The organism is Gemmatimonadota bacterium (assembly GCA_021295815.1).
In the GTDB taxonomy this organism is placed as follows: domain Bacteria; phylum Gemmatimonadota; class Gemmatimonadetes; order Longimicrobiales; family Gaopeijiaceae; genus JAGWBQ01.
Window position 1 is genome coordinate 1 of record JAGWBQ010000010.1, and the last position, 25,903, is coordinate 25,903.

Here is a 25,903-nt window from a genome sequence, read left to right on the forward strand (position 1 = left end):
AGCCCGGTCTCATCTACCAGCTCTCTCCTCGCGCACTCCTCCCAGGGTTCGTCCGCCCTGTCGGGTATTCCGGCGGGGATCTCCCAAATGTACCCTCCTGCGGCGTAGCGGTATTGACGGATGAGCACGATCTCGCTTCCGCGGATCGGAACCACCGCGGCGGCGCCCGGATGCCGGATCATGTCGAGCTCGGCCTCGGAACCATCGGGCATGCGCACCTGATCGACCCGCACCTCGATGCGCCGACCCGTGTGGACGAGGGTCGACCGAAGCCTGCCCGGGGCTGTTCGCGGCATCTCGCTTCTCCTCAACCCTCGTCCGGTTCGACCACGGTCACCTCGCCGATCCCGAGCGCCTCCAACGAGGGCTCGATCTTTTCGGCATCGCCCACGACGACGATCTGACATTCGGTGGGGCGCACGCGACGGCGGAGGGCCTCCGAGATCTCCTCGGACGTGACCTTGGAGACGCGTTCCCGGTAGCGAGGAAAGTGATCGCGCGGGAGGCCGTGCACGAAGGCGTAGCTCAGTCGCGACGCCACCTGACCGGCGGTCTCCAGCCGCAGCCCGAAGGCGCCGATCGCGAAGTCGCGGGCAGCTTCCGCCTCCGCGGCGCTCGCCCCTTCCTCCACGAGGCGTTCCAGTTCGGAGACGATCACACCGACGGCGGGAGCGGTGACCTCGGTTCCGACCGAGGTGGAGACCTGGAAGGGACCGGGAAGAGAGCGGAAGCTGAACCCCGAGCGGGCTCCGTAAGTAAAGCCGTGGCGTTCGCGGAGCGAGAGGTTCAGGCGGCTGGAGAACATTCCGCCCAGGATGAGGTTGCCGACCAGCAGAGCGAAGTGGTCGTCGGTCTTGACCGAGGCCCCGACGTGGCCCACGCGCAGGACCGACTGTACCGAACCCGGCCGATTGACGACCCAAAGCCTGCGCTCTCGCGATGCCGGCCCGGAGCGGTGCGCATCTCGGGGCGGTGGCGAACCGTGCCAGTTCCCGAGCCGGTTCGTCGCCAGCTGTTCCACGGCTGCGGGCTCGACGTCGCCGACGACGATCAGGCCCGCATTCGCAGGCCGGTAACGGGCTTCGGTCAGCTCGCTCAGGCGTACGGGGGAGACTCCTTCCACAGACTCCGGGGTCCCGCTGCGCGGGCGAGCGAACGGATGCCCGGGGACGAAGTAGCGTCGGTTCGCTTCGGTCGTCGCCATACCCGAGGGGTCGCGGCGCATGTGCCGGATGCCGGCCAGTTGCTGGTCGCGCACCCGTTCGACCTCGCGCCGTGGAAAGGCCGGCTCCCTGATCATTTCCGCAAGGAGCGGCAGCGCGGTGTCGAGATGGTCCGCCGAGCATTGGAGATGCGCTGCGGTGCCTTCCCAGCTCACGTTGATCGAGACCGCCGCACCGATCCGCTCGAAGGCCTCGGCCATATCGGCCCCGCTCCGTCGGCCGCTGCCTCCGTCCAGGGCGGCTCCGGCGAGTACGGCCCAACCCGCGCGTTCCCGAGCCATGTCGAGCTCGCCGACCCGCATGAAGAGCGTGACCGAGACGAGAGGCAGGCGGGAGAGCCGGCATACTTGAAGGGACAACCCGTTAGCCAGACTAGACCGGGTGACCGGGGGGAAGTCGAAGTGCGGCCTCGGCCCCGGCCCGGGAGGCCGGCTGCGGTCGAGCGGGACGGTAGGATCGGACGGGCGGCCCGGGTCGGGCGTGGCGGCGGTCACGGTTTCGGGCGATAGGTGATCAGCGCCCGATTGCTCCCGATGAGCAGGTTGCGAGCGAACTCGCGCACGTCCTCGACCGTTACGGACCGCACTCTGTCGAGCTCTCGGTTGACGCGTGCGGGGTCGTCGAAGTAAAGCTCGAACATGGACAGGATGTCGGCGCGGGTGGCGACGCTCTCCATGGCGCGGAGCAGGCCGGATTCGCACATGGCCAGAGCTCGCTCCACCTCGGAGGTCTCGACCTGGCTCAGCGCCTCCAGCTCCTCGACGAGGGCCGATTCGAGCTCGGTCGGGGCGGTGTCCGCGAACCCGGTGGCCGACGCCATGAGCGTGCCGGCGTCGCGCCGCAGAGGAATCACATGCGCCGAGGCGGAGCTCGCGACACGCCGTTCGCGAACCAGCCGTCTTCGCAGGAGGCCGGCTCGCCCCGTTCCCAGCAGGGCTGAAGCGACTTCGACGGTTGCGAAGCCGGGATCGGCAACCGGGGGCGTGCGCGCCGCGAAAAAGACGCGGGGCAGCGGAACCGCCGCCTCCACCTCGCACGAGAGCTCCTCGCCGATGACCGGCCCGGCCCGCGGACGTTCGGGGCCCGGAGCGGGGTCCGGAACCGCATCGTCTCCGATCTCCCCGAAGTACCGTTCGACGGCATCGAGCGCGTATCCGGCATCGAAGTGACCGGCGACCGTGAGAACCGCGTTGCTGGGTCGGTAGTGGAGTCCGAAGAAGTCGTGAACGTCGGCGAGGGACGCGGCCTCGATGTCTTCCGTCAGACCGATTACTGGGTGGGAGTAGGGGTGTCCTTCCGGAAACACCATGGGAAGGATGCGCTCCACCCAGTCTCCGTAGGGCCGATTGTCGTAGTGCTCCCGCTTCTCGGCCAACACGACCTGGCGCTGGTTTTCCAATCGGTCCCGGTCGAGTGTCGGCAGCATCCAGCCCATGCGATCGGCTTCGAGCCAAAGCGCCAGCTCCAACCTTTCCGGCGGCGTCACGGAGTAATAGTTGGTGCGGTCGAACCAGGTCGTGGCGTTGCTCGATCCTCCGACTCGCTCCATGTGCTCGAAATACCCGTTCTTCGGCACGTTGAGCGAGCCTTGGAACATCAGGTGCTCGAAGAGGTGCGCGAGTCCGGTACGTCCCGGGCGTTCATGGCCGGATCCGACGTCGTACCAGATGTTCACGGCCACGATGGGAGCCCCGGGATCCGGGGAGAGCACGATGCGCAGACCGTTGTCGAGCGTGTGACGGTCACAAGGGATGCTCAACACCGGGTCGGCCCTGCGGACGCGCGGCGGGGGGATGTGCGGCGAGTCGCCACGGCCGAGCTGCCGAGAATCAGACGGCAGCGGCGAGCGCCGCTTCGTCGAAGGCGTCGCCGATGAGCGCAAGCCCCTCCGAAAGCTCGTCCCGAGGGTTGCCGAACCCTACCCTCAGGTAGCCGTCCATGCCAAAGTGATCGCCGGGCACCACGAGCAGATTCTTCTCGGTGCGGAGCTTTTCCGCGAAGTCGGTGGAGTTCACCGGGGCGTTGTAGCGGAGATAGCAGATCGCGCCGGCGTCCGGGGCCCGGTAGCTGAAGCGGTCGCCCTGCGCGTCGGCCCATTCGCGAATCAGGGCGAGGTTGGCTCCGACGATGCCCCGCGTCCGAGCGATCACACGCGGTCGCACCTCCGGGTGAAGCGCTACTGCGGCGAGGAGGTCCGAGAGGGTGGCTGGAGCGATGGTCGTGTAGTCCGTGCGCCCCCAAAGCTCGGCGACGAGCTCTTCGGGGCCGACGGCCCATCCGACTCGCAATCCGGGAAGCCCGTAAGCCTTGGAGAGAGAGCCGGTCACGAGGACGCGATCATGGCAACCCCAGAACGACGGGGTTTCGGCCAGAGCGTCGGCTTCGAGGGGGGTCGACAGATTGGCGCCGGTCTCCGCGCCGCCGTAGACTTCGTCAGCGATGATCCACGAGCCGTGGAGCTCGGTTAGGCGTGCGATTTCGCGCATGGATTCGGACGAAAGCGCGGCCCCGGTGGGGTTGTTCGGGTTGGTCACGAGCAGGAAGCGCGCTCCCGACTTGAGAGCTTGCTCCAGCGCGGCCAGGTCCGGCTGCCACCCTTCCTCCTCGATGAGTCTCACCGGGAGGATCCGGCCGGAGAACGAGGCGACGAGGCCGGGCACCTGCCCGTATGTGGGCACCAGCGCCGCGGCTCGTCCCTGCTCTTCGGCGAGATGCCAGAAACAGGCGAAGTTGGCCTCGGCCCCTCCCACCGTCACCAGCACTGAATCCTCGTTCGCGGAGGGATAGAGCCGGGCGATGTTCGCACGAAGCTCGTCCGATCCGTTCGACTGACCGTAGCCGAGCGCGATGTCCTCGATGCGGGCCGTGAGGTCGCCACCGGAGAAAGCCGGAGACTGGTCCGCCAGGTCGATCAGGCCGCGGGTGGAGAGCGGGGCGACTCCGCTTTCCGAGAGGTTGATGCCGACCCGATGCTCGTAGGTCGACTGGTACCGCTCCATGTCGAAGGGGACAAGGCGCATGACATGATCCGGGTGGGTTCCGTCCGGACCGGGCTGCGGTGACAGGCGCGGGCAGGGACGATGGGCGTGGGCGAGGGGAAATCCGTTACACTTTCCCCGTGAAGAACGTTCTCCTGGTGGTCCTGGATGGCTGGGGCCACTCCGACTTCGGCCCGGAGCCCGAACCCGGCAATGCGATAGAGCTGGCGAAGGTCCCGGTCTTCAAGAGCATTTACCGAAGCTGCCCGCGGACCCGGCTCGCCTGCTCCGGCCTGGACGTCGGCCTGCCGGACGGACTGATGGGCAACTCGGAGGTGGGGCACCTCAATCTGGGAGCCGGCAGGATCGTTCCGCAGGACATCGCGCGTATCGACCAGGCCCTCGAAGACGGCTCCCTCACCGGCAGGTTCGACATCGACGGGATGCTCGCGAGGCTGGAGGAGGGCGGGCGCCTGCACCTGATCGGACTGGTCTCGGACGGCGGAGTACACAGTCACGTCCGCCACCTTCTGGGCCTGCTCGACCTGCTGCCCCCCGACGCTCCGGTCCGGGTTCACGCCATCACCGACGGCCGCGACGCTTCTCCTACCGGTAGCGCGAAACACATCGAAGCCGTCGAAGAGAAGTTGACTAGGTTCGCCGACGGTCGCATCGCCACCGTCAGCGGACGCTACTGGACGATGGACCGGGATCGGCGGTGGGAGAGGACCGAGAGAGCGTGGCGGGCCATCGTCGACGGTCGGGGAGCCGTCGAAACGGGAACGGGCTCCGCCTTCCTCCGACGGCGATACTCGGAACAGGTCACCGACGAGTTCGTCGAGCCCGCCGTGCTGGCCGGGCATGACGGAATCTCCGGGAAGGATGCCGTGATCCTCCTCAACTTCCGGGCCGATCGCATGCGACAGCTCGCGGCGGCCTTTGCCGAACCCGAATTCGACGGATTCGAGCGCGCGGGCGACCTTCCGGCCGAGTTCCGGACCATGACGGAGTACCGTGCCGACCTGCGTGCGCGGGCGGCTTTTCCTCCGAAGCTCGTCCGCGACTGCCTGGGCGAGGTCGTTTCCCGCTCCGGCCTCCGCCAGCTCCGAGTCGCCGAGACGGAAAAGTACGCTCATGTGACCTATTTCTTCAACGGCGGGGAGGAGGAGCCCTTCCCGGGCGAGGATCGGGTTCTCGCGCCTTCGCCCAAGGTCGCCACCTACGACCTCCATCCGCGGATGAGCGCGCGCCAGGTCACCGACGCCGCGCTTCGCGGGCTGCAAGACGGGTACTCGTTCGTGCTCGTCAACTTCGCCAACCCCGACATGGTGGGTCACACCGGGTCGATTCCCGCAGCGGTCAAGGCGGTCGAGACCGTAGACGCCTGTCTGGGCGAGCTGCTCGACGCCGTGCGCTCAAGCAGGGAATGGGTGGCGCTGGTGACCGCCGATCACGGCAACTGCGAACGAATGCTCGGCCCGGACGGCTCAACCCATACCGCTCACACCGTCGGACCGGTCGACCTCGTCCTGGTCGATCCGTCGAGTCCGGAAGTCCGTCTTCGGGAGGACTCGGGCGATCCTCATCGACTGGCGGACGTCGCGCCCACGGTTCTGGGATACCTGGGGCTGGACCAGCCCGAGGTGATGACGGGCCGGGATCTGAGCCTCCGCTCGAAGCGAGCTAGGCGTAATCCATGAGCCGCATTCCCTGGCGGGCGACCAGCAGGTGACGCTTGGAGTTCACTCCACGAAAGTTGCGATCTCCTCCAGCGGCTTCTTTTCGATGACCGGCACTCGGGAGTTCTCGGCGGGAAAGCCGCATACCAGTATCAGGAACGGCCGCTCGTTCGACGGACGTCCAAGCGCCTGGTTCAGAAATCCCATCGGCGACGGGGTGTGCGTCAGCGTTGCGAGCCCGGCCCGGTGGAGCGCGGTGATGAGCATGCCGGTCGCGATGCCGACGGATTCCGTGACGTAGTAGTTCTTGGCCTTGGTACCGTCGGCCCGGGCCTGATAGCTCTCCCCGAAGATCACGATGAGCCAGGGTGCGGCCTCGAGGAAGGGCTTGTGCTCGTCGGTGCCGAGATGCGCGAGAGCTTCCAGCCACTCAGGGGGTGCGCGACCGCTGTAAAAGGCGCGTTCCTCTTCTTCGGCCAGCTCGCGGATACGGGACTTGATCGTCGGATCTCCAACCACGACGAAGTGCCACGGCTGACGATTGGCTCCGTTGGGAGCCGTGCCCGCTGCGAGCAGGCAACGCTCGATGATCTCTTTCGGTACCTTGCGATCAGAGAAATCGCGAACGGTGCGTCGCCTGCGCAGCTCCGCCAGGAAGTCGTCCGCGCGACGCGCCATCTCCTGAAGGGAGAGCTCCCGGTAGTCGCGATAGGGGGTGTAGCGCGCCGGGCTATCCAAGGCCAAGCAGAATCGCGTAAATCTCCACGAAGCTCATGTCGCCGGCGGAAAGAAGGAGCGCCTCTTCGAATTCGCCCCCCGAAACTCCGGCGATCAGGCGCAGGTTGACGAAGGCGACCACCTCGTCGGCGGTCAGCTCCACCTCTTCCCAGTCCTTGACCGGCGTCCCCTCAAGCTCGGAATACACTCTCGCCAGCGCACCTGCGGCGGTTCCTTGAGGGAGCGGAAGGTGCAGGCTCTCGACGCCGATGCCGTATCTTTCGAGTATACCGCTCCAATCGACGCCCTCGCGCCAGATGGCCACGGCCGCTTCCGCGGACACTCCCGCTCGCTCCGCGACGAAGAGCGCGACCGGTATTTCGTCGGGGGGGAGATTCCAGTCGTGGAGGATGTCTATCTCCGCCCGGGGAACGTCGAAGAATTCAGCGACAGCCTGGAAGTACCCGTCGAGAACTATCGGGTCGGCGCCGTGTTCCTGGCCCGGCGCGGGTTGCGGCAGGAAGAGGAGCGCGAGCCCGGCTGCTGGCAGGCGCCGCCGGTTAAGGGCGCACCGCCTGCCGACGCGAACGCGTGTCAGCGTCGGCACAACTGGTCGATGTCGGTGCCGGGAGTCCACGCGGGACGCTCGTCGGCGTTGGCGATCTCGACTCCGAGATAGAAGATCAGTCTGGCGAGACGGGCGCCCTTTTCGGCATCGATGCGGTCCGGCTCGTCGTCGCGCCCGTGATAGTCTTCGTGAGTGCCGTTAAAGAAGAAGAGAATGGGGACGCCCTTGCGCGCGAAGTGATAGTGGTCCGATCTGCAATAGAAATTCTGTTCCGGCCACAGGTCGTCTATGGGCGTCATCCCGAGCTCCGGGTGCGCGGCGCCCACCCTTTCGAGGGTCTGCCCCAAATCTGAGTGCTCCTTGCCGATCGCGACGATGGTGTCGGTCCAGTTGCGCCCCACCATGTCGGCGTTCAGGTTGGCCACCATGGACTCGGTCGGTACGGTCGGGTTCTCGCTGAACCACGCGGAGCCCCAGAGCCCCTTTTCCTCCCCGCTGACGAGGATGAAGAGCGAGGAGCGACGGGGAGCCCGGGGAAGCGCGGCTATGGCCTGGGCGATCTCCATCACCGCAACGGTGCCGGAGGCGTCGTCGTCGGCCCCGTTGTAGATCGAGTCGCCGGATGCGTCGGCTGTCCCGGTGCCGACGTGATCCATGTGCGCCGAGTAGACGACGTACTCGTCTGCGAGTTCGGGGTCGCTTCCCGGGACGATGCCGATGACGTTGGGAACCCGGACGAGCTCCCCTGCATCGACATCCGGGCCCGGGTCGTCCCGCAAGGGGAAATAGGCGATCCGAGCCGGGACCGAGCCGTCGTCCAGGGTATCCGTGCCCGCCACCGGAATCCGTTGCAACGGATAGCGCTGGATGTAGCCGCCGTCCTCGGCTCCGCCCCTGATTCCCATGGCGGCGAACTCCGAAGCTATCCAGGCCGCGGTCGCTTCGAGCCCGGGGCTTGGGGTGTCGCGCCCGCTCATGGAGTCGTGAGCGATGACCCCGACCCGGTAGGCGAAGTCGGTTTCGGTGATGGTGGAGGCCACTTCGTCGAGGACGGCCGCGTCCGATCCCGGCTGGCAGGCGATGGCGGCCGAGACCGCGACCGATGCCGCAGCGCGTCCGAGGGCGCCGGGTCGGGACGATCTGCCGCTAAGCGAGGGAGCGGATATCCGGGACATGGCTCTCCGTGAGCTGGGATCGGGCGGATTCGGGTCCTGCGGCTCGACGCACGGGTCCGCCTCGTTCGGCGAAGCTTGAGCGAGCGCCCGTCGAGCTTCCATGGTGTACAGCGGAAGTCCCCGGGCGGTCCGTCCCGGGTCGGGCCCGATCGGCCGGAGTTCGAGCGCGGCCGGATTCAACGGGTTCCGTCTGTGGATGATCGGGGCTTGGTCCGCCGGTGTCGGTTCATCGGCGAACGTCGGCAATTCCGGAAGGACGATCTCGCGGGCGCCCGCGGCGATCTCAGGGTCGGCTCCGGGCGCTCCGGGTTCGGCGTCGACGACCGCCATGGCCGGCACCGACCTGCTCGTCAGCTCCTCGTCGACGACCTCGCCGGCGGGAGAGGCTTCTTCGTCGGGTTCGTCTGGAGCGTCGGGTTCGTCTCGAAGGGCCGACGCGGTCTCCTCCAGCGTCGTCGTCTTCGGCTCCACCAGCCGGGCCGTGGCCGGGTCGGCCCTACCGCCGCCGCCGATGCCGTCCGGTCCGGGCGCCTCGTTCCCGAAAGCGGCGCCCAACTCCATGGTTGCGCCACCCAAGTCTCCCGGATCGCCGCTCGCCTCCGCCGGATCGGCACCCACCTGGGGAAGGTTTACGGCGAGAGCGGTCGCCCTTTCTCCTTCGTCGCCTCCCCCCCCGAGCATCCAGCCCGCACCGAGCGCCGCCGCCAGGGAAGCCGCCCAAGCGAAGCGCATCGCCGGACCACGCTTCTCGGCAGAAGCGCTCGGCGTCGGGCCGAGCTCCGCCCTGCGTCGGAGTTCCTCGAGCGGCGGAACCTCGACCTTCCAGTTCGCGCTGGCCAGAATGGCCGCGGCCTCGTCGCGCAAGGCGCTTTCGGCCGCCAGCTTCTCCGCGCACGCTTCACACCGCTCCAGATGCTCCCTGACCTCGCGCGGCCTGCGCGCCACCGCGTCGAGCTCGCCGTCCAGGTAGGCGTGCAGCGTGCCGTCGTCCAGGTGTCCAGTTCTATTTGGCCGCATCTTTCAGTCCCCATTTCTCAATGCCTGCGTATACCTCGGCGAGCTTCTTGCGGGCTCGCGCCAGAGTGGTGCCCACCGCCCCCTTGGAGAGCCCCACCTGTTCCGCGATCTCCGTGTAACTGGCCCCCGAGTCCCAAAGCAGGATTACGGCCCGGTCGCGTTCGTTCAGCTCCTGGAGAGTTGCGCGCACTCGCTTCCGGACCTCGTCCGCCTCGAGCACCTGCTCCGGAGTGGCCACGCCGGAGGCGGTCGCGAGCTCGCCCTTCAGAAGCGTCAGGTGCTTCTTGCGCCGCACCGCCGCGCGGGCCTCGTCGCGAGCCAGGTTGGCGCTCACCTGGAAGAGCCAGGCGCGAGGTTTCCTAGGCTTGTGCTGGAGCGCGCGCACGAAGGCCTCCTGGGCCAGATCCGCAGCTCGCTCCGGGTCCCACACGTACTTCTGCAAGAAGCGGACGAGTTCCGGGTAGGTGCTCCGGTAGAGCTCCGACCAGTCGGTCATCCGCCCTCGCGGAACGCGCGCACGACCGCCGCGACCTCGGACGGATCGAGCTCCGGCCGGTCGAGGGCGCTCTCGGTGAAGCGCAGGCTCACGCCTACGCCGGCGATGGTCACTTCGGTCAACTCCTTCAGCACAGGCAGGATCTCGGGCAGGTCGCGGACCAGCGCGAACCAGGCGTCGCTGAAGTGCACGATCGTGACGGACTCGACGTCCTCTGCGTGGTGCACGTCCATCCAGACACCGTCTTCCTCCACGAAGCTGCGACCTCCGACCCGCCGCGCCGTTCCTGCAAATCCCGGGAGGGCGTGGCTCTCAACGGCCGCCGACATCACGACCAGGTTGTTGAGCGTCATCATCTCGGTCGCGCGACCTGCGGCTTCGACCGCCGCCTGTCCCGTCGCGTCCGAGCCCCGGGCCGCACCGGGCGTTCTCGGGACGCCGCCGGGAAGCATGGTCCGCCAATCGGGATCGATCGGGGCGTCGGTAACCACCACGCCCGGTTCGCGGACGAGGTAGGAGGTGTAGCGCGACGGAAGTCCGTAGCGAAGCGCCAAGGCCCGGATTTCCTCCAGCAGCTCCGGGGTCTCGCCTTCGGTCCACATCCTTCTCTCCAGGTGCCCGAGTTTCCGGGCCGCCCACAGACGCGGAATGAAGCCGTTGGCGGGTTCCGCCTCGGGGAAGACGAACTCGGTCTCGAACTCGAGTTCCTCCTGACCGCGGCGACCGGCTATCGATACCGAAGCCGGGCCGGAGCCCGAGAAGCGTCCGAAGAGAACGAGCTCCTGGCCGAGGAAGAGATCGGGAAGACGCGCGGGGTAGGAATCGGCGAACTCGACCGACGAGACGTTCACCTCAAGGTCCGTGAGAGCCGGATGCGAGACTCTCCGGGCCAGCTCTCCTACCGCTCGCTCCACGTTCTCTCCGGGTGCCACGTAGTCGGTTGCCCCTCTGCCGGCCTCGCCCAGACGATCGAGGAGATGGGTGTTGACGTCGTAACCGACCCCGAACGAGAAGATGCGGGTACGTCCCACCTTGCCCTCCACGCGGTCGGCGATGCGGGCCGGGGAGGTCTCGCCGTTGGTGGGCAGACCGTCGGTAAGGAAGACGACCACGGGAAGGCGATCCTCCGGGCTGACGATGCGGAGAGCCTCGTCGAGCGCTCCGCCGATGTCGGTGCCGCCGTTGGCCATGAGGCCGGCTATCCAGTCGCGGGCGCGATCGGTGGCCGCCCGGCTCCACGGCTCCCAGTCGTTGGAGTTAGTCATGACCCGGTTCGAGAAGGCGACCAGCCGGAAACGGTCGTCGGGTCCGAGGGAGTGGAGAAGTTGGACCAGGGCCCCCCGCGCCTGCTCGATCTTCGGACCGGCCATCGATCCCGAGATGTCGAGGACCGCCGTGACGTCCCGAGGAATCGATTCGGCGTCGGTGCTGCCGGGCGAGAGGGTGAGCATGAAGTAGCCGGCTTCGGTGGTCGGATGGTGGGTCGCGACGGTCACGCCCACGTACTCGTCGGCCAGCGGCAGGAAGAGAGCGAGCTTCCCGGCGCTGAAGTCGTTGACGTTCACGAAAAGATCGCCCCCCCGCCGTTCGACATCCAGCTCGTGGGTCGGAGAGAACGGATCGTGGAAGCGTTCCTCGTCCTCGACCCTGATGTGGAAGGAGGCGTCCACCGGCTCCGGCAGCGGCCGCAGCTCGACGTCTTCTCGGTCGGCCCGTCCCGCGCCAGGCTCGTCGCGCGTGCCGCGTCCGCTTCCGGGCATCGCGAAGCCCGGACTTCCGCCGCGAAGGGCACCGGCGTGTACGAGCCTGTATCCCGACCCCGAGCGAGCGAGGCGTTGGACATAGCGGATGGTGACCTTGCGTTCCTCTCCCGGACCGATGGGGAAGACTCGCGCTCGCAGAAGTCCGTGGCCGTGGTATTCGATAAGGGCGGGATCCTTCCTGCGGCGCACTATGCTCTCGTAGATCTCGCGCGCCTCGTCCGCGTCCATGATCTCGCCGCGAAGCTCCTCTTCGCCAAGGTAGAGGGAGAAGTCCTCGAAAACCGCCTCGCCCGGAATCGGGTAGAGGTAGTCGCCCTCCGCGACGCGAGCGCCGTCGTTCACGAACCACTCGGAAACGGTGACGTGGGCGAGGGACCCTTCCACCATAACGTCCACTTCGCTGCGGACGCGGTCCACCGCGAACCCTCCGGCCAGGGGGGGAGGCTCGATCCAACCCTGAGCGTCCAGCGAAGAGGCCGGAAGCACGGCGGCGAGGAGCGTGCCTGCAATCACGGCGAGGCGGCAGGAGTTTTCGGCGGGAGCGGTTCTGGTCATCTCGGGCAACTCCTTGGTTCGGATCGGTTTCGACAACTGGGTGACGAATCAGACCGCCCCGGTCGCACGTCCGGCAGGCACGGCTCCGCCGAAAATGTTAGCGTTAGATATGAAGATAGCGGTGCTGGGGTGCGGGCTCGTGGGATCCGCCATCGTCAGGGATCTCGCCGCGAGCGGCCACACGGTCGTCTGCGCCGACGCCGACGCGGAGCGTCTGGAGTCGGCAGATCGCTTCTGCGCATCCGCCAAGCTCGTCGACCTGAGCGCGCCTTCGGCCGTTCGGGCCTTTGTCGCCGACTCCCATATGGCGGTCGGCGCCTTGCCGGGCTTCATGGGCTTCCTGGCGGTGCGCGCGATCCTCGAGACCGGAAGGCCCGTAGTGGACATCTCCTTCTTCCCGGAGGATTACCGCGAGCTCGACGAGGTCGCCCGATCGGCGGGCGTCACCTGCCTCGTCGATTGCGGAGTCGCTCCCGGCCTCAGCAACCTCGTCATGGGACGGGCCGAGGCGAGACTCGACCAGGTGGATTCCTTTCGATGCCTGGTCGGCGGGCTGCCGGTGCGCCGAGATCCTCCCTGGGAGTACAAGGCCCCCTTCTCGCCGCTCGACGTGATCGAGGAATACGTCCGACCGGCGCGTTTGAGGCGGAGCGGGGAGGAGCTCGCGCTGCCGGCGCTCTCGGAGCCCGAGCTGGTGGAATTGCCCGGCGTCGGAATGCTGGAGGCCTTCAATACGGATGGCCTGCGCTCCCTTCTCGTCACCTCCAAGGCTTCGAACATGGTGGAGAAGACCCTTCGCTACCCGGGCCACCGCGCGAAAGTGGAGGCTCTGCGCGACGCCGGCATGTTCAGCGTCGAGCCGGTGGTGGTGGGGGGCGAGGAGCTCGTGCCCAGGCGGGTGACCGAAGCTCTGCTCCGCGAGACCTGGCGACTCGACGACGACGAGGAGGAGCTGACCGTGATGCGAGTGGAGATCGAAGGGGAGCTCGGCGGGCGCGGCTGGAGCCGGCGCTGGGATCTTCTCGACCGGCGGGACCCCACGACCGGGGTCTCGTCCATGGCCCGCACCACCGGCTACACCTGCACCGCGATGGTCGGACTGGTGGCCTCGGGAGCGTGGTCGACTGTCGGCGCCTTTCCGCCGGAGAGGGTTGGAGCCGACCGTACCTGCTACGACGGCGTCGTGACGCACCTGGCCGAGCGCGGCATCGCTCTGCGGGTAACCGGGTAGCGACGAACGGGCCGAGGCCCGTCCGGAGCGCACGAGCGTCCGCACGAGGGCTGGGATGGAACCCCGGGAAGGGTCTGCCCTTGACCGTGCGACTCGTGTCTCCTTAAGCTTCAACGTTCTTGCGGGCCGGGAGTGCGTCCGAGCGTCCCGCCAAATCAACCGAAGCCAGCCATGTCACCTCGTCTCTCCCGCATCGCCACCTTCGCCGTTCTCACCCTCACCGGCTGCGCCGTGGAGGAACGCCCCGGGGCCTCCGACGAGGCTGCGAGCTCGACGGTTCACTACGACCTGATAATCGAGGGAGGCTGGATCGTCGACGGCACCGGCAATGCGGCCTACCCCGGCGACGTGGCCGTCCTCGGAGACCGGATCGCGACCGTCACCGCTCCCGGCATGCTCGCCGAGGCCGTGGCGGCCACTCGCATAGACGCGAACGGCAGGATCGTGGCTCCCGGCTTCATCGACATCCAGAGCCACTCGCGCGGGAGCTTCGTCGGCGACGGCGACGGCCGGGTCGTCTCGAAGGTCACCATGGGCGTGACCACGGAGATCATGGGCGAGTCCACGAGCAACGGTCCCGTGACCGACTCGGTGCTCGTACAGGCTGGCGAAGACGCGGGCCGCACGGTCTTCTCCACCTTCGGCGATTGGATGGAGGCGATGGAGGAGCACGGCGCGAGCGTCAACTTCGGCTCCTTCGTAGGCGCGACCACCATCCGCATCTACGGCATGGGCCACGACATGGGCGCCGCAGGGCCGGAACAGCTCGAGCGGATGCGAGAAGCCGTGCGCGAGTCGATGGAGGACGGCGCATTCGGCATCGGCTCCGCCCTGATCTACCCGCCTGGCAACTTCGCCTCCACCGAAGAGCTCGTCGCCATCAACGAGGCCGCCGCACCCTACGGCGGCGTCTACATCACCCACCTCCGTTCGGAAGCGGACGGCTTGCTGGAGGCGATGGACGAGGCCATCCGCATCGGAGTTGAGGCGGGGGTGCCGGTGGAAATCTACCACCTCAAGGCCGCAGGACGGCGGAACTGGCACAAGGCCGCGCTGGCGGTGGCGAAGATCGATTCGGCCCGGGCGGCAGGCATTGACGTCCAGGCCAACATGTACCCGTATACCGCCGGATCGACGGGACTCACCGCCTGCTTCCCGCCTTGGGCTTCGGCGGGGAACCGGCTTATGGAAAGGCTCGCCGATCCCGAAGAACGCGCACGCATAAGGGAGGAGATGGAGAACCCCAGCGGCACGTGGGAGGACCTCTGCGGTCTATCCACTCCCGAAGGGACCTTGATCGTCGGCCTGGACAAGCCCGAGAACGAGCGCTACGTGGGCAGCTATCTCTCCGAGATCGCGGCGGACATGGGTAAGGACTGGATCGAGACCGCCTTCGACCTCGTGGCGAGCGAGGAGCAGCGAGTGGGCACGGTCTACTTCATGATGAGCGAAGAGAACGTCGCCATGCAGATGGCACAGGAGTGGATGAAGTTCGGCACCGACGCCGGCGGCTGGGACCCGGAGGGGGCCACCGGCCTGACCCACCCGCGGGCCTACGGCACGTTCTCGCGCATACTTGGGAGGTACGCGCGCGAAGAGGGCGTGCTCTCGCTCGAGGAAGCGGTGCGCAAGATGACCTCCGCCGTCGCCACCCGCATCGGGATCCGCGACCGGGGGCTCGTCGTGCCGGGCTACTTCGCCGACCTCGTGGTCTTCGATCCCGAGACCGTCGCGGACCACGCCACCTACACCGAGCCGCACCAGCTCTCCAGCGGAGTCGATCACGTCTTCGTGAACGGGGTGGCCGTGGTCGAGAACGGCGTACACACCGACGCCATGCCGGGCCGACCGGTCCGGGGGAGGGGGTGGAGGGGGCGGTAGGCGGTTCAGCGGTCGCTCGCCCGCGGACCGCGGATCACCCGAGCGTACGCCTCGGCATCAGAGCTGCATCGCATCATCCCGAAGCGCCTGCACGTGCCCGCCGAGGCGCATCCCCGTGCATGACACACCTCCGAAACGACGGCTCTTGACACCCGGGCGACACCCGCTATCTTGCTCGCCCTACGTCGCGATGGTCATCCCGACCTTCGAGACCGTCAATCACCTCTTGCTGGGCGAGCCGCCGGAGGACAGCATGAAATTCTTCACCGCCCCCCCCCTAAATGAGCTGACCGGTTGGCTCGACTGCGAGACCACCGGGGGGACCCAATAAGAATGATGGAGCTTCCCTCGGTGCGTGTGTTCGTCGTCGAATTGACATTGATCGTAGGAGTAGTAACGGGAGATACTGTTCCTGTGCCGGCGCAGCAGGTTGTTGACCTGCCAGCGTTGGACCGCCCACTAGCAGTCGAATACAGGGAGTTGCAGCGATTCGGGGCCTTGACCCACGGATGGGATGCGTTCGCAAGAGTAAGCTCTGTGGCCTTTCTCTTAGACGGAGCGTTAGTAATAACTGATCTGCGAAGCCAAAGGGTGACGGTTGCGAATGTGATGACCGGTGAGCTCTTATCCGAAATATCCAAACAGGGTGACGGACCTGGTGAAATTCGCCAGATACATGACGTGCTGACTGCTCCCAATGGAATCACCGTGTACGACAGAGGCAAGATGGCGTTTCAGGTCTACTCAATGAATGGAGAGCTTGAAAGTTACGTTCCCGTTGGTGTGGCGGCAAGGGAGTGGCTGTCGCCAGATCTCGTCGCGTCGTCTCAACACCTGGAGGTCATACACGTCCCCGAGGTCGTGTCTTACTCCACCCATCGTCCGATCATGCGGCTAACGCTCGATGGTGCAAGGATGAAGAGCAGCCTGTGGGCTCATGCGTGGCGGTCTGGCGATCAAAGGAACGATAGCAACGACCAGTTTCGATGGGACCCGAGAACGGGTAGTTCAGGGCTCGACGCGTTCTATCCAGATTTGTATTTGGATGTGCTCCCTGACGGTAGCCTCCTAATGGTGGACTCGTCGGCCTATGAAATCAAGGTGGTCTCACCTGCTTCTGGGACCCTATCACGAATTATCCGTCGGCCGGTACCGCCTGTCAGGGTGACTGATGCGATAAGGGACGAGGAAAAAAGTCGTCGTCGTCGGGAGGCGGACACAAGGGTCCCTCCCTCTCCTAGAGAGTTGATGGATGCTTACCTGGCGGCTATTGACGAGTTGGCGTTCTACCCCGAGCTGTCAGTCATCACTGCGATTCAAGCGAGCCGAGCGGGTGAGGTTTGGGTCCGTCGACGGTCATCGGTCGATCCGTTGGACGAGAACGGGCCGATCGATGTGATCTCCGCGAGTGGTGATTACATGGGCACAATAGCCGCCTCGGATTTCGACATGCCGGCTGCTCTTGGTCCGCTTGGACTCGTGTCCTTTCTCGAGGTAGACGAACGCGGCGTCCAGATCGTTGTCGTGGGGGAGCTCTTCCTGGAGGCCGGATGACGAAGCGCAGGTCAACTTGGGTGTACAAGGCCGGACTTGTGGTGTGCGCCCTCTGGATCGTACCCGTCGGTGCGTGGTCGACGCCGCTCAAGATGGTCGGCCCGGACTCGTGGGTGACGGTGCTGGAAACGGGCTCTCGACGACCGACAGGGTTGTGGGTGATCGATCACCTTCGATCCAATCTCGGGATCGATGAACCCGTGGGTGACAGGAACGAGGCCTGGGGAGCCGCACTCGACGCATGTGTGTCCAATGGTACGCTTACCCGGGTATCTCTCGGTAGCAAATGGACCTTCGATTGTGTACGCGAGCCCGCGAAGCGGGGCGACCCACTCACACCGGAAACGTGATGGCACCGAGGCTTGAGCGGAGTGCGTTCGCCCCCTGTGGTGGCTCTGATCGGTGGCGACGCCGTCGGCTCGGCTCAGCAGGTAGTCGAGGTCGACCACGACTCCGGGCGCGATCGATCACCATTGGGTCCGAATCCGTGGCGTTGGACCGCATCGCGGGATGGATGTATGTTCAAGATGCTGCTGAAGATCCCGACGCTCTCATGGTGTTTTCGCTGGAGACCGGGGAGCGCGTGCGGACCATTTCCGTTCCTCGGGGTGGCGGCCCAGGGGAGCTCCCGGGAGGCTGGCTCGGCATCACGGCGGTACCGGGTGAGGGCGTCTTTGTCAAAGGGCACCATAAAGTCCTCGAATTCGATACCGCCGGGCAATTCATCTCCGCTTGGCACCCGAATGCCCCGGGAAGCACGGATGTCTGCAATATCGGCGGACAGCCTGGTGTTCCGGTCCATAATGCCGTCTTGCAGCGAACGCCGGCGGGTGATCGAGGAATCGGTCCGCACTTCGTTCCCGGGAGACTGTCCGATCCGACCGGAGCTGTGTTTGTAGCGGACGTGGACTGTACGCAGGAGGTGGCGTACGTGCTGTCTCCGAATCTGGACGCGCCTTCGCTGAGGCGGGGTCAGGAGTCGAAGGTTTCAGATTACGAATCTCTGATCTCTCTGGTCGCATATTCGAGTTACCGCGAAACCGATATTCCCATTCCAAGCGAATTGTTCGATTCGTCTGGCGGACCGCAAGGTCTATCTCTGGACGACCGTGGCAATCTCGTCCTACATTCTACATCTCGTAGCGTACCAGGCGGAATTGTCAGGCCAGACGGAGGGTGCTATGCGGTTGTTCGCACCGACGGTTCGGACAGACAGCACCAGTTCATGCGCGTGTACGCCGACAGCGCTCTGGTCTTCCGCCGGATCACGGACACGCGGGTCGTTGGCGGGAGAGAAACCAACATTATGTACTGGGACGCGGACGGCGTCTCGTTGCACCCGTTCCGCCATGTGAGCGGCGATCCCTGTCCGGGCATCCTGCCCTCTTGGGATGAGGAGACCGGACGCGGCGAGGCCGAGTCCGCTCGGACCGACCAGCACGCCGAACCCGGGTCGGGCTGGAAAAGGTAGGGCAGGCAATCCCGACCCCCCCCCCGGTGGTCACGGTACCGCGCCGTGGTCACCGGGGCATGACTGCTACGAGACCCGCACGCCCCCTACACCGAACCGCACCAGGTCTCCAGCGGGGTCGATCACGTCTTCGTGAACGGGGTGGCCGTGATCGAGAACGGCGCGCACACCGACGCCATGCCGGGCCGACCGGTCCGGGGAAGGGGGTGGAGGGGGCGGTAGGCGGTTCGGCGGTCGCTCGCCCGCAGACCGCGGATCACCCGAGCGTACGCCTCCGCATCAGAGCTGCGTCGCATCATCCCGAAGCGCCTGCACGTGCCCGCCGAGGCGCATCTCCGTGCATGACACACCTCCGAAACCACGGCTCTTGACACCCGGGCGACACCCGCTATCTTCCTCGCCTTACGTCGCGATGGCCATCCAGACCTCGCACTGTCACCACCTTGCGAATGGCAGGGGAGCGCCTCCCCCTGGAATTACGCGTTCGCTAAATTCCGGTACAACCCAGGAGGATAGGTGTCGCGCATGGCGGTTGCGGGATTCGTGATTTCCTTGGTGGCAATCGTTATTTCGGTGATCGAGCTTCGTGCCGGACGCAGGAAGCGGGAGAAGGGAGAAGGGTAGGGTGGTCCTACTTTGTTGGACAGTCCGAGGGCAAAGTCAAGGTGGATGCCGACTGGGGTTGAGAGCCCTCGGGGACCTGTGCAGAGCCGCCATTTCGGTGGCGGTTGTCTTGTTTCTGGGTACCGTGCCTTGTGCCAGCCAGCACACCGGGCCGACCCGGGCGATCGACACTCAATTCACCGAGGTGTTCTGGATCGGTGACGAGGAATCGGAGCGGCAGTTCGGGGACGTTGCAGCGATGGAGTTCACCCCGGACGGCCGCCACCTTGTCGTGCTCGATAGGCTGGAATTCAGAGTTGTCGTGTACGACATGGAAGGTGCCGAGGTCGCGTCGTGGGGGCGTCAGGGCGATGGCCCCGGGGAGTTTAGACGCCCCCCTCGGGAGCTGGCCGTCTCCAGGGAAGGATTGATTGCGATCGGCTACTCGGGAAGCGCGGAGCTGTTCGACATCCATGGGAAACCGATCGATACCCGTTCGTTCCGCGGACGCGGCGTTATCGGGATGTTCTTCGATGACCGAGAGCGGCTGCTGGTCGAGGCCGTTTCCCTGCGAGCCGTTTCTCTGGGAGAGGAACCGCCGTTGCAACTGATCCGTCTCGACGACGACGAGGTGCTATGGACGTCGAGACCCGTGCTCCACAAGCCGGGTGGGGTAAGGGTGCATCTTTACGGTGCCGTCCCGATGATCGATCCCATTGGAGACAACCGCGTCGTGGTGGGACACACCGACCGCTACGATTTTGCCATCCTCGATGCCGGTACCGGACAGGAGGTGGGCAGGATCCGTCGGGAAGTGCCAGTCCGCGCTGTGACCGCAAACCACAGGAGGGCACGTATGGATCTCTATACCCATTTCAACGAAGTGACGTTCGCAGAATCCTTCCCCGTTGCTACCAGAGTGTTCGCTGGTCCTTCCGGTAGGTTGCTGTGGGTACGACGCGACATGGGGTGGGTGACGAGCTTGCTCCTCCGGTCGAGAGCATGATCGAGAGCCGGGAAAACCCGATCTGGCGACTTTACGACCTGTTCCGGTCGGACGGCGGCAATTACTATGGCACAGTGGAGGTTCCCGAGGGCTTCCTGCTCTTGGCGACAACTCCGGGATTCGTGGCGGGCGTTCACCGGGACGAATGGGGCCGCGAGTCCGTGCGCGTGTTTAGGGTCCGGGTTTCGATGGACGCTCCGCATCCCCGGGAGCCGATCGACGTGTCGACATCGCGATCGCGACCCGCAGCGACTGCACCGGCCGCGGTATCCCGACGTTGACCATGCCCCATCCTCGTGAAATCGATGCCGGCCGTCGCGTTGGCTCCAATCGATGGCAATGCCGTCGGTCCTCTGCGGACAAGCAACACACTAAACCAGGTCGGGCAGGCTAGGCAGGACGGGGCCTCCGATAGACCCACCCCGGTGGTCATGGCTCACCCGCCGTGGTCACCGGGGCACGGCTGCCGTGGTTCGGCTGGGCGAGGGACGGCCTACGCTGCCCCTCGCCTTCGATCCCGGTGCGCGGCCCCTGACCGAGACACATCCCTGTGCATGACACACGTCCGAAACGACGGCCCTTGACACCCGGGCGACACCCGCTACCTTCGTCGCCTTACGTCGCGATGGTCATCCCGACCTCGCACTGTCACCACCTTTTACTTGGGCCTATGCCCCGGAGCAAACATCCAGTTCTTGAGCCGGCTGGCTCATCCGGCCGATCCTGCTCGCCGTGGTCGCCCTCCTCCCGCTCATCGGCGCTCCCGCCGATGCCTCCTCCGCGACCGTGCAGGACTTCCCGGCTACCGCAGCCGAGGTGGCCGGTCCTCCGCTCCCTGTCGGAGAAACCGTTCCACCGGTGTCTGATGCGATACCGGACCTCGCGACCGACGAGATGTCTTCAGTTCGCGGAACTTCGGTGGCCGTCGCGGATCATGCCGACGTAGCGCGTAGTTCTGGAGTGGTCCATCTTGGGCCGATGGCCGCCCGCAGGCTCCGTGGTTACCCGTTTGACGATGTGGTCGCCTTGGCGTCGGGTTGTGCGGCGCCGGACGCGGGTACCGGAAATACGGACCTGGGGTGGGCACCGTTACCCGGCGGTACTGCTGAGGCCTACGCTATGGACGCCGATCCATGTGACAAAGTCGAGGAAGCTATGATGGCCGCATGCATCGAGGCGGGCTTCATGCTTGGTGAATGGCAAGGCGGCAGAGCGACCGAAGAGGAATGGAAAAAGGCCAAGGCCCTGTGCGACGACCAATGGGATGTGTGGATGATACACTGTGAACTTTCACTCAATTGATGGAAATGTTGTGCAGAGCCGCCATCTCGGCGGCGGTTGTCGTGTTTCTGGGTACCGTGCCTTGTGCTGGCCAGCACACCGGGTCGGCCCGGGCGATCGACGCTCAATTCACCGAGGTGTTTTGGATCGGTGACGAGGAATCGGAGCGGCAGTTCGGGGATGTTACCGCTATGGAGTTCAGCCCGGACGGCCGCCACCTTGTCGTGCTCGATAGGCTGGCATTCGGAATTGTCGTGTACGACATGGAGGGTGCCGAGGTCGCGTCGTGGGGACGTGAGGGCGATGGCCCCGGGGAGTTTAGAAACCGGCCTTTGCACCTGGCCGTCTCCGAAGAAGGAATGATTGCGGCCGGCACCGGCCGAAGCGCGGAGTTGTTCGACATCAGCGGGGAACCGATCGAGACCCGTTCATTCCGTGGGCACACCGCTTTCGGGATGTCCTTCGACGACCGGGGGCGGCTGCTGGTCGAGGCCGTTTCCTGGCGAGAGACAGCGCCCGTCCAACTGATCCGCCTCGACGACGACGAGGTGCTTTGGACATCTAAACCCCTGATTCCCGCGCTGTCACCCGTGGTATACAGTGTCGGCCCCGTGATTGATCCTATCGGGAGCAACCGGATCGCGGTGGGAAACACCGACCGCTACGACTTTGCCATCCTCGATGCCGGTACCGGCCATGAGGTGGGCCGGATCGGTCGGAACGTACCGATCCGCGCTGTGACCGCAGACCACAGGAGGCGACTTAGCGATCGTCTCAGCAACTCCACCGAAGTGACTTTCGCTGACACCTTCCCCGTCGCCACAGAGGTGTTCGCCGGTCCTTCCGGTAGAATGCTGTGGGTACGGCGCGGCATGGGGGTGGGTGACGAGCTTGCTCCTCCGGTCGAGAGAATGGAAGACGCGATCTGGCGGCTTTACGACCTGTTCCGGTCGGACGGCGGCAACTACTATGGCACAGTGGAGGTTCCCGAGGACTTCCTGCTCTTGGCGACAACTCCTGGTCTCGTGGCGGGCGTTCACCGGGACGAACTGGCCCGTGAGTCCGTGCGCGTGTTTAGCGTCCGGGTTTCGATGGACGCTCCACATCCCTGGGAGCCGATCGACGTTTCGACATCGCAATCGCGACCCGCAGCGGCTGCACCGGCCGCGGTATCCCGACGTTGACCATGCCCATCATGAAATCCGTGATTGCCGCAGCGTGCTTGACGCTTCTGGCGCCTTCCTTGATCAGGGCCGCGGTCGGAGAGCACGGCCTCATTCCACAAGCGCTCTCGGTCGACACGACCGGGTCACATACCGTTGTGGTGACCGAACCCCTGCAACCGGACGCCGACGCTACCACTTGGCGCTTGGTCGAAGAGCTCAAGCTGGGTAACGTCGCGGGTGACGGACCGGACGGTTTCGGAGACCTCCGAGACCTTGCTGTAGACGGGATCGGGCGAATCTACCTGTTAGATGTAGCTGCGGAGGAAGTCCGAGTCTTCGGCCGGGATGGCGCCTACCTGGGGAGCATGGCTCGTGATGGTGACGGACCGGGCGAGTTCAGGTACCAGCGTTTCTCCGAACCGCGAATCACGTGGCGAACACCCGACCAGTTGTGGATCGGCGACGGCCAGCGGCATGTGGTGTTGGACACTCTCGGGCAAGAGTTGGCCCGATCCGCAAGCTGGCGTGGCTTTTTTTTGCCTGGCGAGTTCCCGACCTCAAGCAAGGTGATCGCCTCCGGAACCGACGGTTCCCTGTTCTCAGTCGTCGATGTGATCGCGATTCAGGGCCCTGACCAGGCCGTTGTTCCTTTACACACCTATGTCGTCCATTCGCCGGTCACCGCAGACCACGAGGTGCTCCCCGGTGACACCCTTGCGATAGAGACAAGGAACACGGAGATGGGCGGAGGAGCGGAACCGCTTCAGGGTCGCGGTGGCAGCACGACTACACTTCAACGAATGCAGCCCCCGGAAGATCCACGGTTCGTGTGGACGGTCGAACGCCACGGAACGCTGTGGCTGGCGCACCGCTCGCGGTATCGCTTCGACAAACTGACGTTCGTGGGAGATACGGTCCTCACCGTGAAAATGGGGGAGATCCCGCCTCTGCCGAGTGCCGGGTCCGATTTCGCACCGGTTGTCGCGTCTCTCGCATCTTCACCGGAAGGGTGGCTATGGGTGGAGCGGCAGCATTCCACAACTGAAGAATCGACATGGGATGTGTTGGACAACTGTGGACGATACCGTGCGACGGTGACCGCCCCCGTTGGCCTGAGTAGGCCGGAGGTCGGTCATGGAGGCGCGCTGTACGGAATCTCTTCCGACGAGCTGGGTGTCGATTTCGTCTACCGTTTTCGCCTTCAGGAGGAGGGCGGTGCGCAAGTTGCGCGAGAGACCTGTCCTTTCTGACTGCCGGGGGATGCTGCCTGCGGTGCTATACCGCCGGGACGATTAACGGGGTTCGGGGCGAGTTCTCGTCGCCGCCTTCGTAAGCGGAGGCGTGGCGCGGGCTCGTCGCGAGGTGACCGAGGGGATCCCCGCGAGGAGGGCTCGCCCCGAGCTCTTGGTCCGGGTGCTTTTTGGGCAAGGTGGTCGGCCAGGTCTCTTCCGCTAACTTAAGGGGCTCTCCGGCGGCCAAGCTGCGGGCGGTCCGCTCGACGAGACGGGCCGTGCTTCAGGCGGATTCCGGGCCGGGGAGGTCTTCCCCCACAACAACAGGTTTACCGAATGTCCTTTCCTTTCCGTCCTGCCGCCCCGACCGCTCTTCTGGCCTTTCTGTTCGCCGGTTGCGGCGGGAGCGACGAACCCGGAACCGACGCCGAAGGTCCCGAACCCGAGGCTGTCGAAACCCAAGTCGAGGAAGCTCCCGCTTCCAACGCACCGACCCCTCCGTCGGGCGAGCTGACCACGCCCGAATGGTTCACCGTGGATCACGACGCTCGCTCTGTTTCCATGACGCTCACCGCCGGCACCACCAACGCCAACAACTCCTGGAACTACATGGGCACGCTCAACGGCGAGCTCTCGGTGACGGTTCCCGTCGGCTACCAGGTCTCGATCGAACTTGTCAACAACGACGCCGTGATGGCTCACAGCGTGGGCGTCTCGGAGGGCGACGGCACGTTCGGCGCGGTGGTCGAGGCCGTCGCGGCCTTCGAGGGCGCGATGACCGCCAATCCGACTTCCATGATCGACGGCACCATGCCCGGCCAGTCGGACACCTTCACCTTCACGGCCGACACCGCCGGCACCTACCAGCTCGTCTGCTACGTCGCCGGCCACGCCATAACCGGCATGTGGGCCTGGTTCATCGTCTCGGAGGACGGATCGGCGGGTGTGATCGGAGCGTAGTCGAGCGACGCCGCATCCGCTGCCGGGACGCTGCGCTCGGTGTTGCCATTCAGGCGAAGAGCAGCGCTATTCGTCCCTCATCACGCCTTGCCGGTGCGCCGCATCGCCGCGCTCGGCGCTCGTGCGAGTTTCGCCAGGGACTGCTGGCGGCTAACTGCTAGCGGCTAGTGGGCCGGACATCAGGTGTCGGACGATCAGCTCGCCGTGCTCCCTGCCGTTCTCGATGAAGATCTTGTTGGCGTCGTGCCCCGCTGCGATCACGCCCGCCAGGTAGATGCCCCCGACGTCGGTCTCCATCGTGCTCGGGTCGTGGATGGGGACGTCGGTCGCCTCGTCTATCGCGACGCCCAGTGAGCGGAGCGGGGCGTGATCGGCCTTCCAGCCGGTCAGAGCCAGCACGAAGTCGTTGTCGATCTCTTCCGCTTCACCGGTGTCTTCGCGACGTAAAACCACCGAACTCGGTCGGATCTCCGTTATCCGGCTGCGCCAGTGAACCGATATTTCGCGGTTACGGAGACGGTTTTCAATGTCCGGCACCACCCACGGCTTTACGCCTCGGTCGACCTTGTCGCTGAAGTGCACCATCGTGACCCGCGCACCGTTGCGGAAGAGTTCTAGCGCGGCCTCGACCGCCGAATTTCCGGCTCCCACGACGACCACCTCTCGGTCGTAGTATGGGTAAGGCTCGTGGTAATGATGACGCACCTTGGCCAGGTCTTCCCCCGGCACTCCCAGAAGGTTGGGACCGTGAAATCCGCCGGTGGCGAACACCACTGCGCCGGCTGAGACCCGTCGCTCCTCTCCGTCGCCGGTTTTCGTGTCCACGGTGAAGGCGCCGGCGCTTCCGCCGACCCGTGAGACCTCTTCGTACTGCCGTACCTCGAGATCCCAGTGCCGGACCACTCGTCGGTAGTAGGCCAGAGCCTCGCGCCGCGTCGGTTTCGGGTTCGGGATGGTGAAGGGCACGTTCCCGACTTCGAGCATGACCGCCGTGGAAAAGAAGGTCATATAGTAAGGGTAGCCGATCAGCGAGTTGGTGATGCAGCCGCGGTCGTAGAGCACGCAGCTCAGCCCTGCTCGCCGGGCGGCGACTCCGGCGGCGATGCCGCAGGGTCCGGCACCGACGACGACGAGATCGAATCGCTCCATGCCCCAAAGGTAGCAGCGTACCCGACGGAGCCGTTCAACAGCGGTGGCCCATGCGGTGTCCTCAAGGATGTTCGCCCGCTGATCGGTCCTGCTCCGTGAGCCCCCGGGCCCGTCCGGCCGGGCCCGTCCGGCCGTCATTCGGCCTCCCCCCAAGCCGCATCTTCCGCGGCTCACGCACTCCACCCACGTGAACAACCG

21 protein-coding genes are annotated in these 25,903 nt (G+C 65.7%); 10 read left to right on the forward strand and 11 right to left on the reverse strand.

The window, feature by feature from the left end:
* From J4G12_05560 to J4G12_05575, 4 genes are all read right to left on the reverse strand, one after another.
* On the reverse strand, positions 1 to 296 hold a 296-nt coding region (locus tag J4G12_05560; protein ID MCE2455272.1), incomplete at its 3' end, for an NUDIX hydrolase.
* A gap of 11 nt (positions 297 to 307) precedes the next feature.
* Complete coding sequence (locus J4G12_05565) at positions 308 to 1,582, reverse strand: insulinase family protein (GenBank protein MCE2455273.1); 1,275 nt, start codon at positions 1,580 to 1,582, stop codon at positions 308 to 310.
* A 131-nt stretch (positions 1,583 to 1,713) separates the two neighbouring features.
* On the reverse strand, positions 1,714 to 2,982 hold the full coding sequence (locus J4G12_05570; GenBank protein MCE2455274.1) for an insulinase family protein: 1,269 nt from the start codon (positions 2,980 to 2,982) through the stop codon (positions 1,714 to 1,716).
* Positions 2,983 to 3,052: 70 nt separating this feature from the next.
* A complete protein-coding gene (locus tag J4G12_05575) occupies positions 3,053 to 4,243 on the reverse strand; it encodes an aminotransferase class I/II-fold pyridoxal phosphate-dependent enzyme (protein ID MCE2455275.1) in 1,191 nt (396 codons plus the stop codon).
* A gap of 80 nt (positions 4,244 to 4,323) precedes the next feature.
* Here J4G12_05575 and gpmI point away from each other — a divergent pair, with 80 nt between their 5' ends.
* Positions 4,324 to 5,901: a 2,3-bisphosphoglycerate-independent phosphoglycerate mutase gene (gpmI, locus tag J4G12_05580; GenBank protein ID MCE2455276.1), complete on the forward strand. Its 1,578-nt coding sequence runs from the start codon at positions 4,324 to 4,326 to the stop codon at positions 5,899 to 5,901.
* A gap of 42 nt (positions 5,902 to 5,943) precedes the next feature.
* Here gpmI and J4G12_05585 read toward each other — a convergent pair whose 3' ends face one another.
* The 5 genes from J4G12_05585 to J4G12_05605 are packed head-to-tail and all read right to left on the reverse strand — an operon-like array spanning position 5,944 to position 12,171.
* On the reverse strand, positions 5,944 to 6,558 hold the full coding sequence (locus J4G12_05585) for a nitroreductase family protein (GenBank protein MCE2455277.1): 615 nt from the start codon (positions 6,556 to 6,558) through the stop codon (positions 5,944 to 5,946).
* Positions 6,559 to 6,610: 52 nt separating this feature from the next.
* Positions 6,611 to 7,204, reverse strand: coding sequence for a hypothetical protein (locus J4G12_05590; GenBank protein ID MCE2455278.1), 594 nt, complete (start codon positions 7,202 to 7,204; stop codon positions 6,611 to 6,613).
* Positions 7,192 to 9,357: a M28 family peptidase gene (locus J4G12_05595; protein MCE2455279.1), complete on the reverse strand. Its 2,166-nt coding sequence runs from the start codon at positions 9,355 to 9,357 to the stop codon at positions 7,192 to 7,194. Before J4G12_05595 ends, J4G12_05590 begins: the two co-directional genes overlap by 13 nt.
* Complete coding sequence (locus J4G12_05600) at positions 9,344 to 9,853, reverse strand: sigma-70 family RNA polymerase sigma factor (protein MCE2455280.1); 510 nt, start codon at positions 9,851 to 9,853, stop codon at positions 9,344 to 9,346. Before J4G12_05600 ends, J4G12_05595 begins: the two co-directional genes overlap by 14 nt.
* Entirely contained in the window at positions 9,850 to 12,171 is a 2,322-nt protein-coding gene (locus J4G12_05605) for a VWA domain-containing protein (GenBank protein ID MCE2455281.1), read from the reverse strand. The genes J4G12_05600 and J4G12_05605 overlap by 4 nt, the downstream gene beginning before the upstream one ends.
* A gap of 109 nt (positions 12,172 to 12,280) precedes the next feature.
* Here J4G12_05605 and J4G12_05610 point away from each other — a divergent pair, with 109 nt between their 5' ends.
* The 4 genes from J4G12_05610 (at position 12,281) to J4G12_05625 (ending at position 18,308) form a co-directional block, all read left to right on the forward strand.
* Positions 12,281 to 13,402 (forward strand): saccharopine dehydrogenase NADP-binding domain-containing protein, encoded by a 1,122-nt coding sequence (locus tag J4G12_05610; protein MCE2455282.1) that lies wholly within the window; start codon positions 12,281 to 12,283, stop codon positions 13,400 to 13,402.
* 171 nt (positions 13,403 to 13,573) lie between these two features.
* On the forward strand, positions 13,574 to 15,283 hold the full coding sequence (locus J4G12_05615) for a D-aminoacylase (protein MCE2455283.1): 1,710 nt from the start codon (positions 13,574 to 13,576) through the stop codon (positions 15,281 to 15,283).
* Between the two features lie 336 nt (positions 15,284 to 15,619).
* The gene (locus tag J4G12_05620) at positions 15,620 to 16,837 is read left to right on the forward strand and encodes a hypothetical protein (GenBank protein ID MCE2455284.1); all 1,218 of its coding nucleotides are present in this window, start codon (positions 15,620 to 15,622) and stop codon (positions 16,835 to 16,837) included.
* A 1,225-nt stretch (positions 16,838 to 18,062) separates the two neighbouring features.
* Positions 18,063 to 18,308, forward strand: coding sequence for a hypothetical protein (locus J4G12_05625; GenBank protein ID MCE2455285.1), 246 nt, complete (start codon positions 18,063 to 18,065; stop codon positions 18,306 to 18,308).
* Between the two features lie 122 nt (positions 18,309 to 18,430).
* On the opposite strand, the gene J4G12_05630 is transcribed toward J4G12_05625, so the two are convergent.
* A complete protein-coding gene (locus tag J4G12_05630) occupies positions 18,431 to 18,604 on the reverse strand; it encodes a hypothetical protein (protein ID MCE2455286.1) in 174 nt (57 codons plus the stop codon).
* Positions 18,605 to 19,116: 512 nt separating this feature from the next.
* Between J4G12_05630 and J4G12_05635 the strand changes: the two genes are divergently transcribed.
* From J4G12_05635 to J4G12_05655, 5 genes are all read left to right on the forward strand, one after another.
* Entirely contained in the window at positions 19,117 to 19,917 is an 801-nt protein-coding gene (locus tag J4G12_05635) for a hypothetical protein (GenBank protein MCE2455287.1), read from the forward strand.
* A gap of 858 nt (positions 19,918 to 20,775) precedes the next feature.
* Positions 20,776 to 21,219, forward strand: coding sequence for a hypothetical protein (locus J4G12_05640; protein ID MCE2455288.1), 444 nt, complete (start codon positions 20,776 to 20,778; stop codon positions 21,217 to 21,219).
* 5 nt (positions 21,220 to 21,224) lie between these two features.
* Positions 21,225 to 22,382 (forward strand): hypothetical protein, encoded by a 1,158-nt coding sequence (locus J4G12_05645; GenBank protein ID MCE2455289.1) that lies wholly within the window; start codon positions 21,225 to 21,227, stop codon positions 22,380 to 22,382.
* 2 nt (positions 22,383 to 22,384) lie between these two features.
* Positions 22,385 to 23,614 (forward strand): hypothetical protein, encoded by a 1,230-nt coding sequence (locus J4G12_05650; protein ID MCE2455290.1) that lies wholly within the window; start codon positions 22,385 to 22,387, stop codon positions 23,612 to 23,614.
* A 318-nt stretch (positions 23,615 to 23,932) separates the two neighbouring features.
* Entirely contained in the window at positions 23,933 to 24,556 is a 624-nt protein-coding gene (locus tag J4G12_05655; GenBank protein ID MCE2455291.1) for a hypothetical protein, read from the forward strand.
* A 150-nt stretch (positions 24,557 to 24,706) separates the two neighbouring features.
* On the opposite strand, the gene J4G12_05660 is transcribed toward J4G12_05655, so the two are convergent.
* Positions 24,707 to 25,705, reverse strand: coding sequence for a YpdA family putative bacillithiol disulfide reductase (locus J4G12_05660; GenBank protein MCE2455292.1), 999 nt, complete (start codon positions 25,703 to 25,705; stop codon positions 24,707 to 24,709).
* Positions 25,706 to 25,903: the final 198 nt, after the last annotated feature.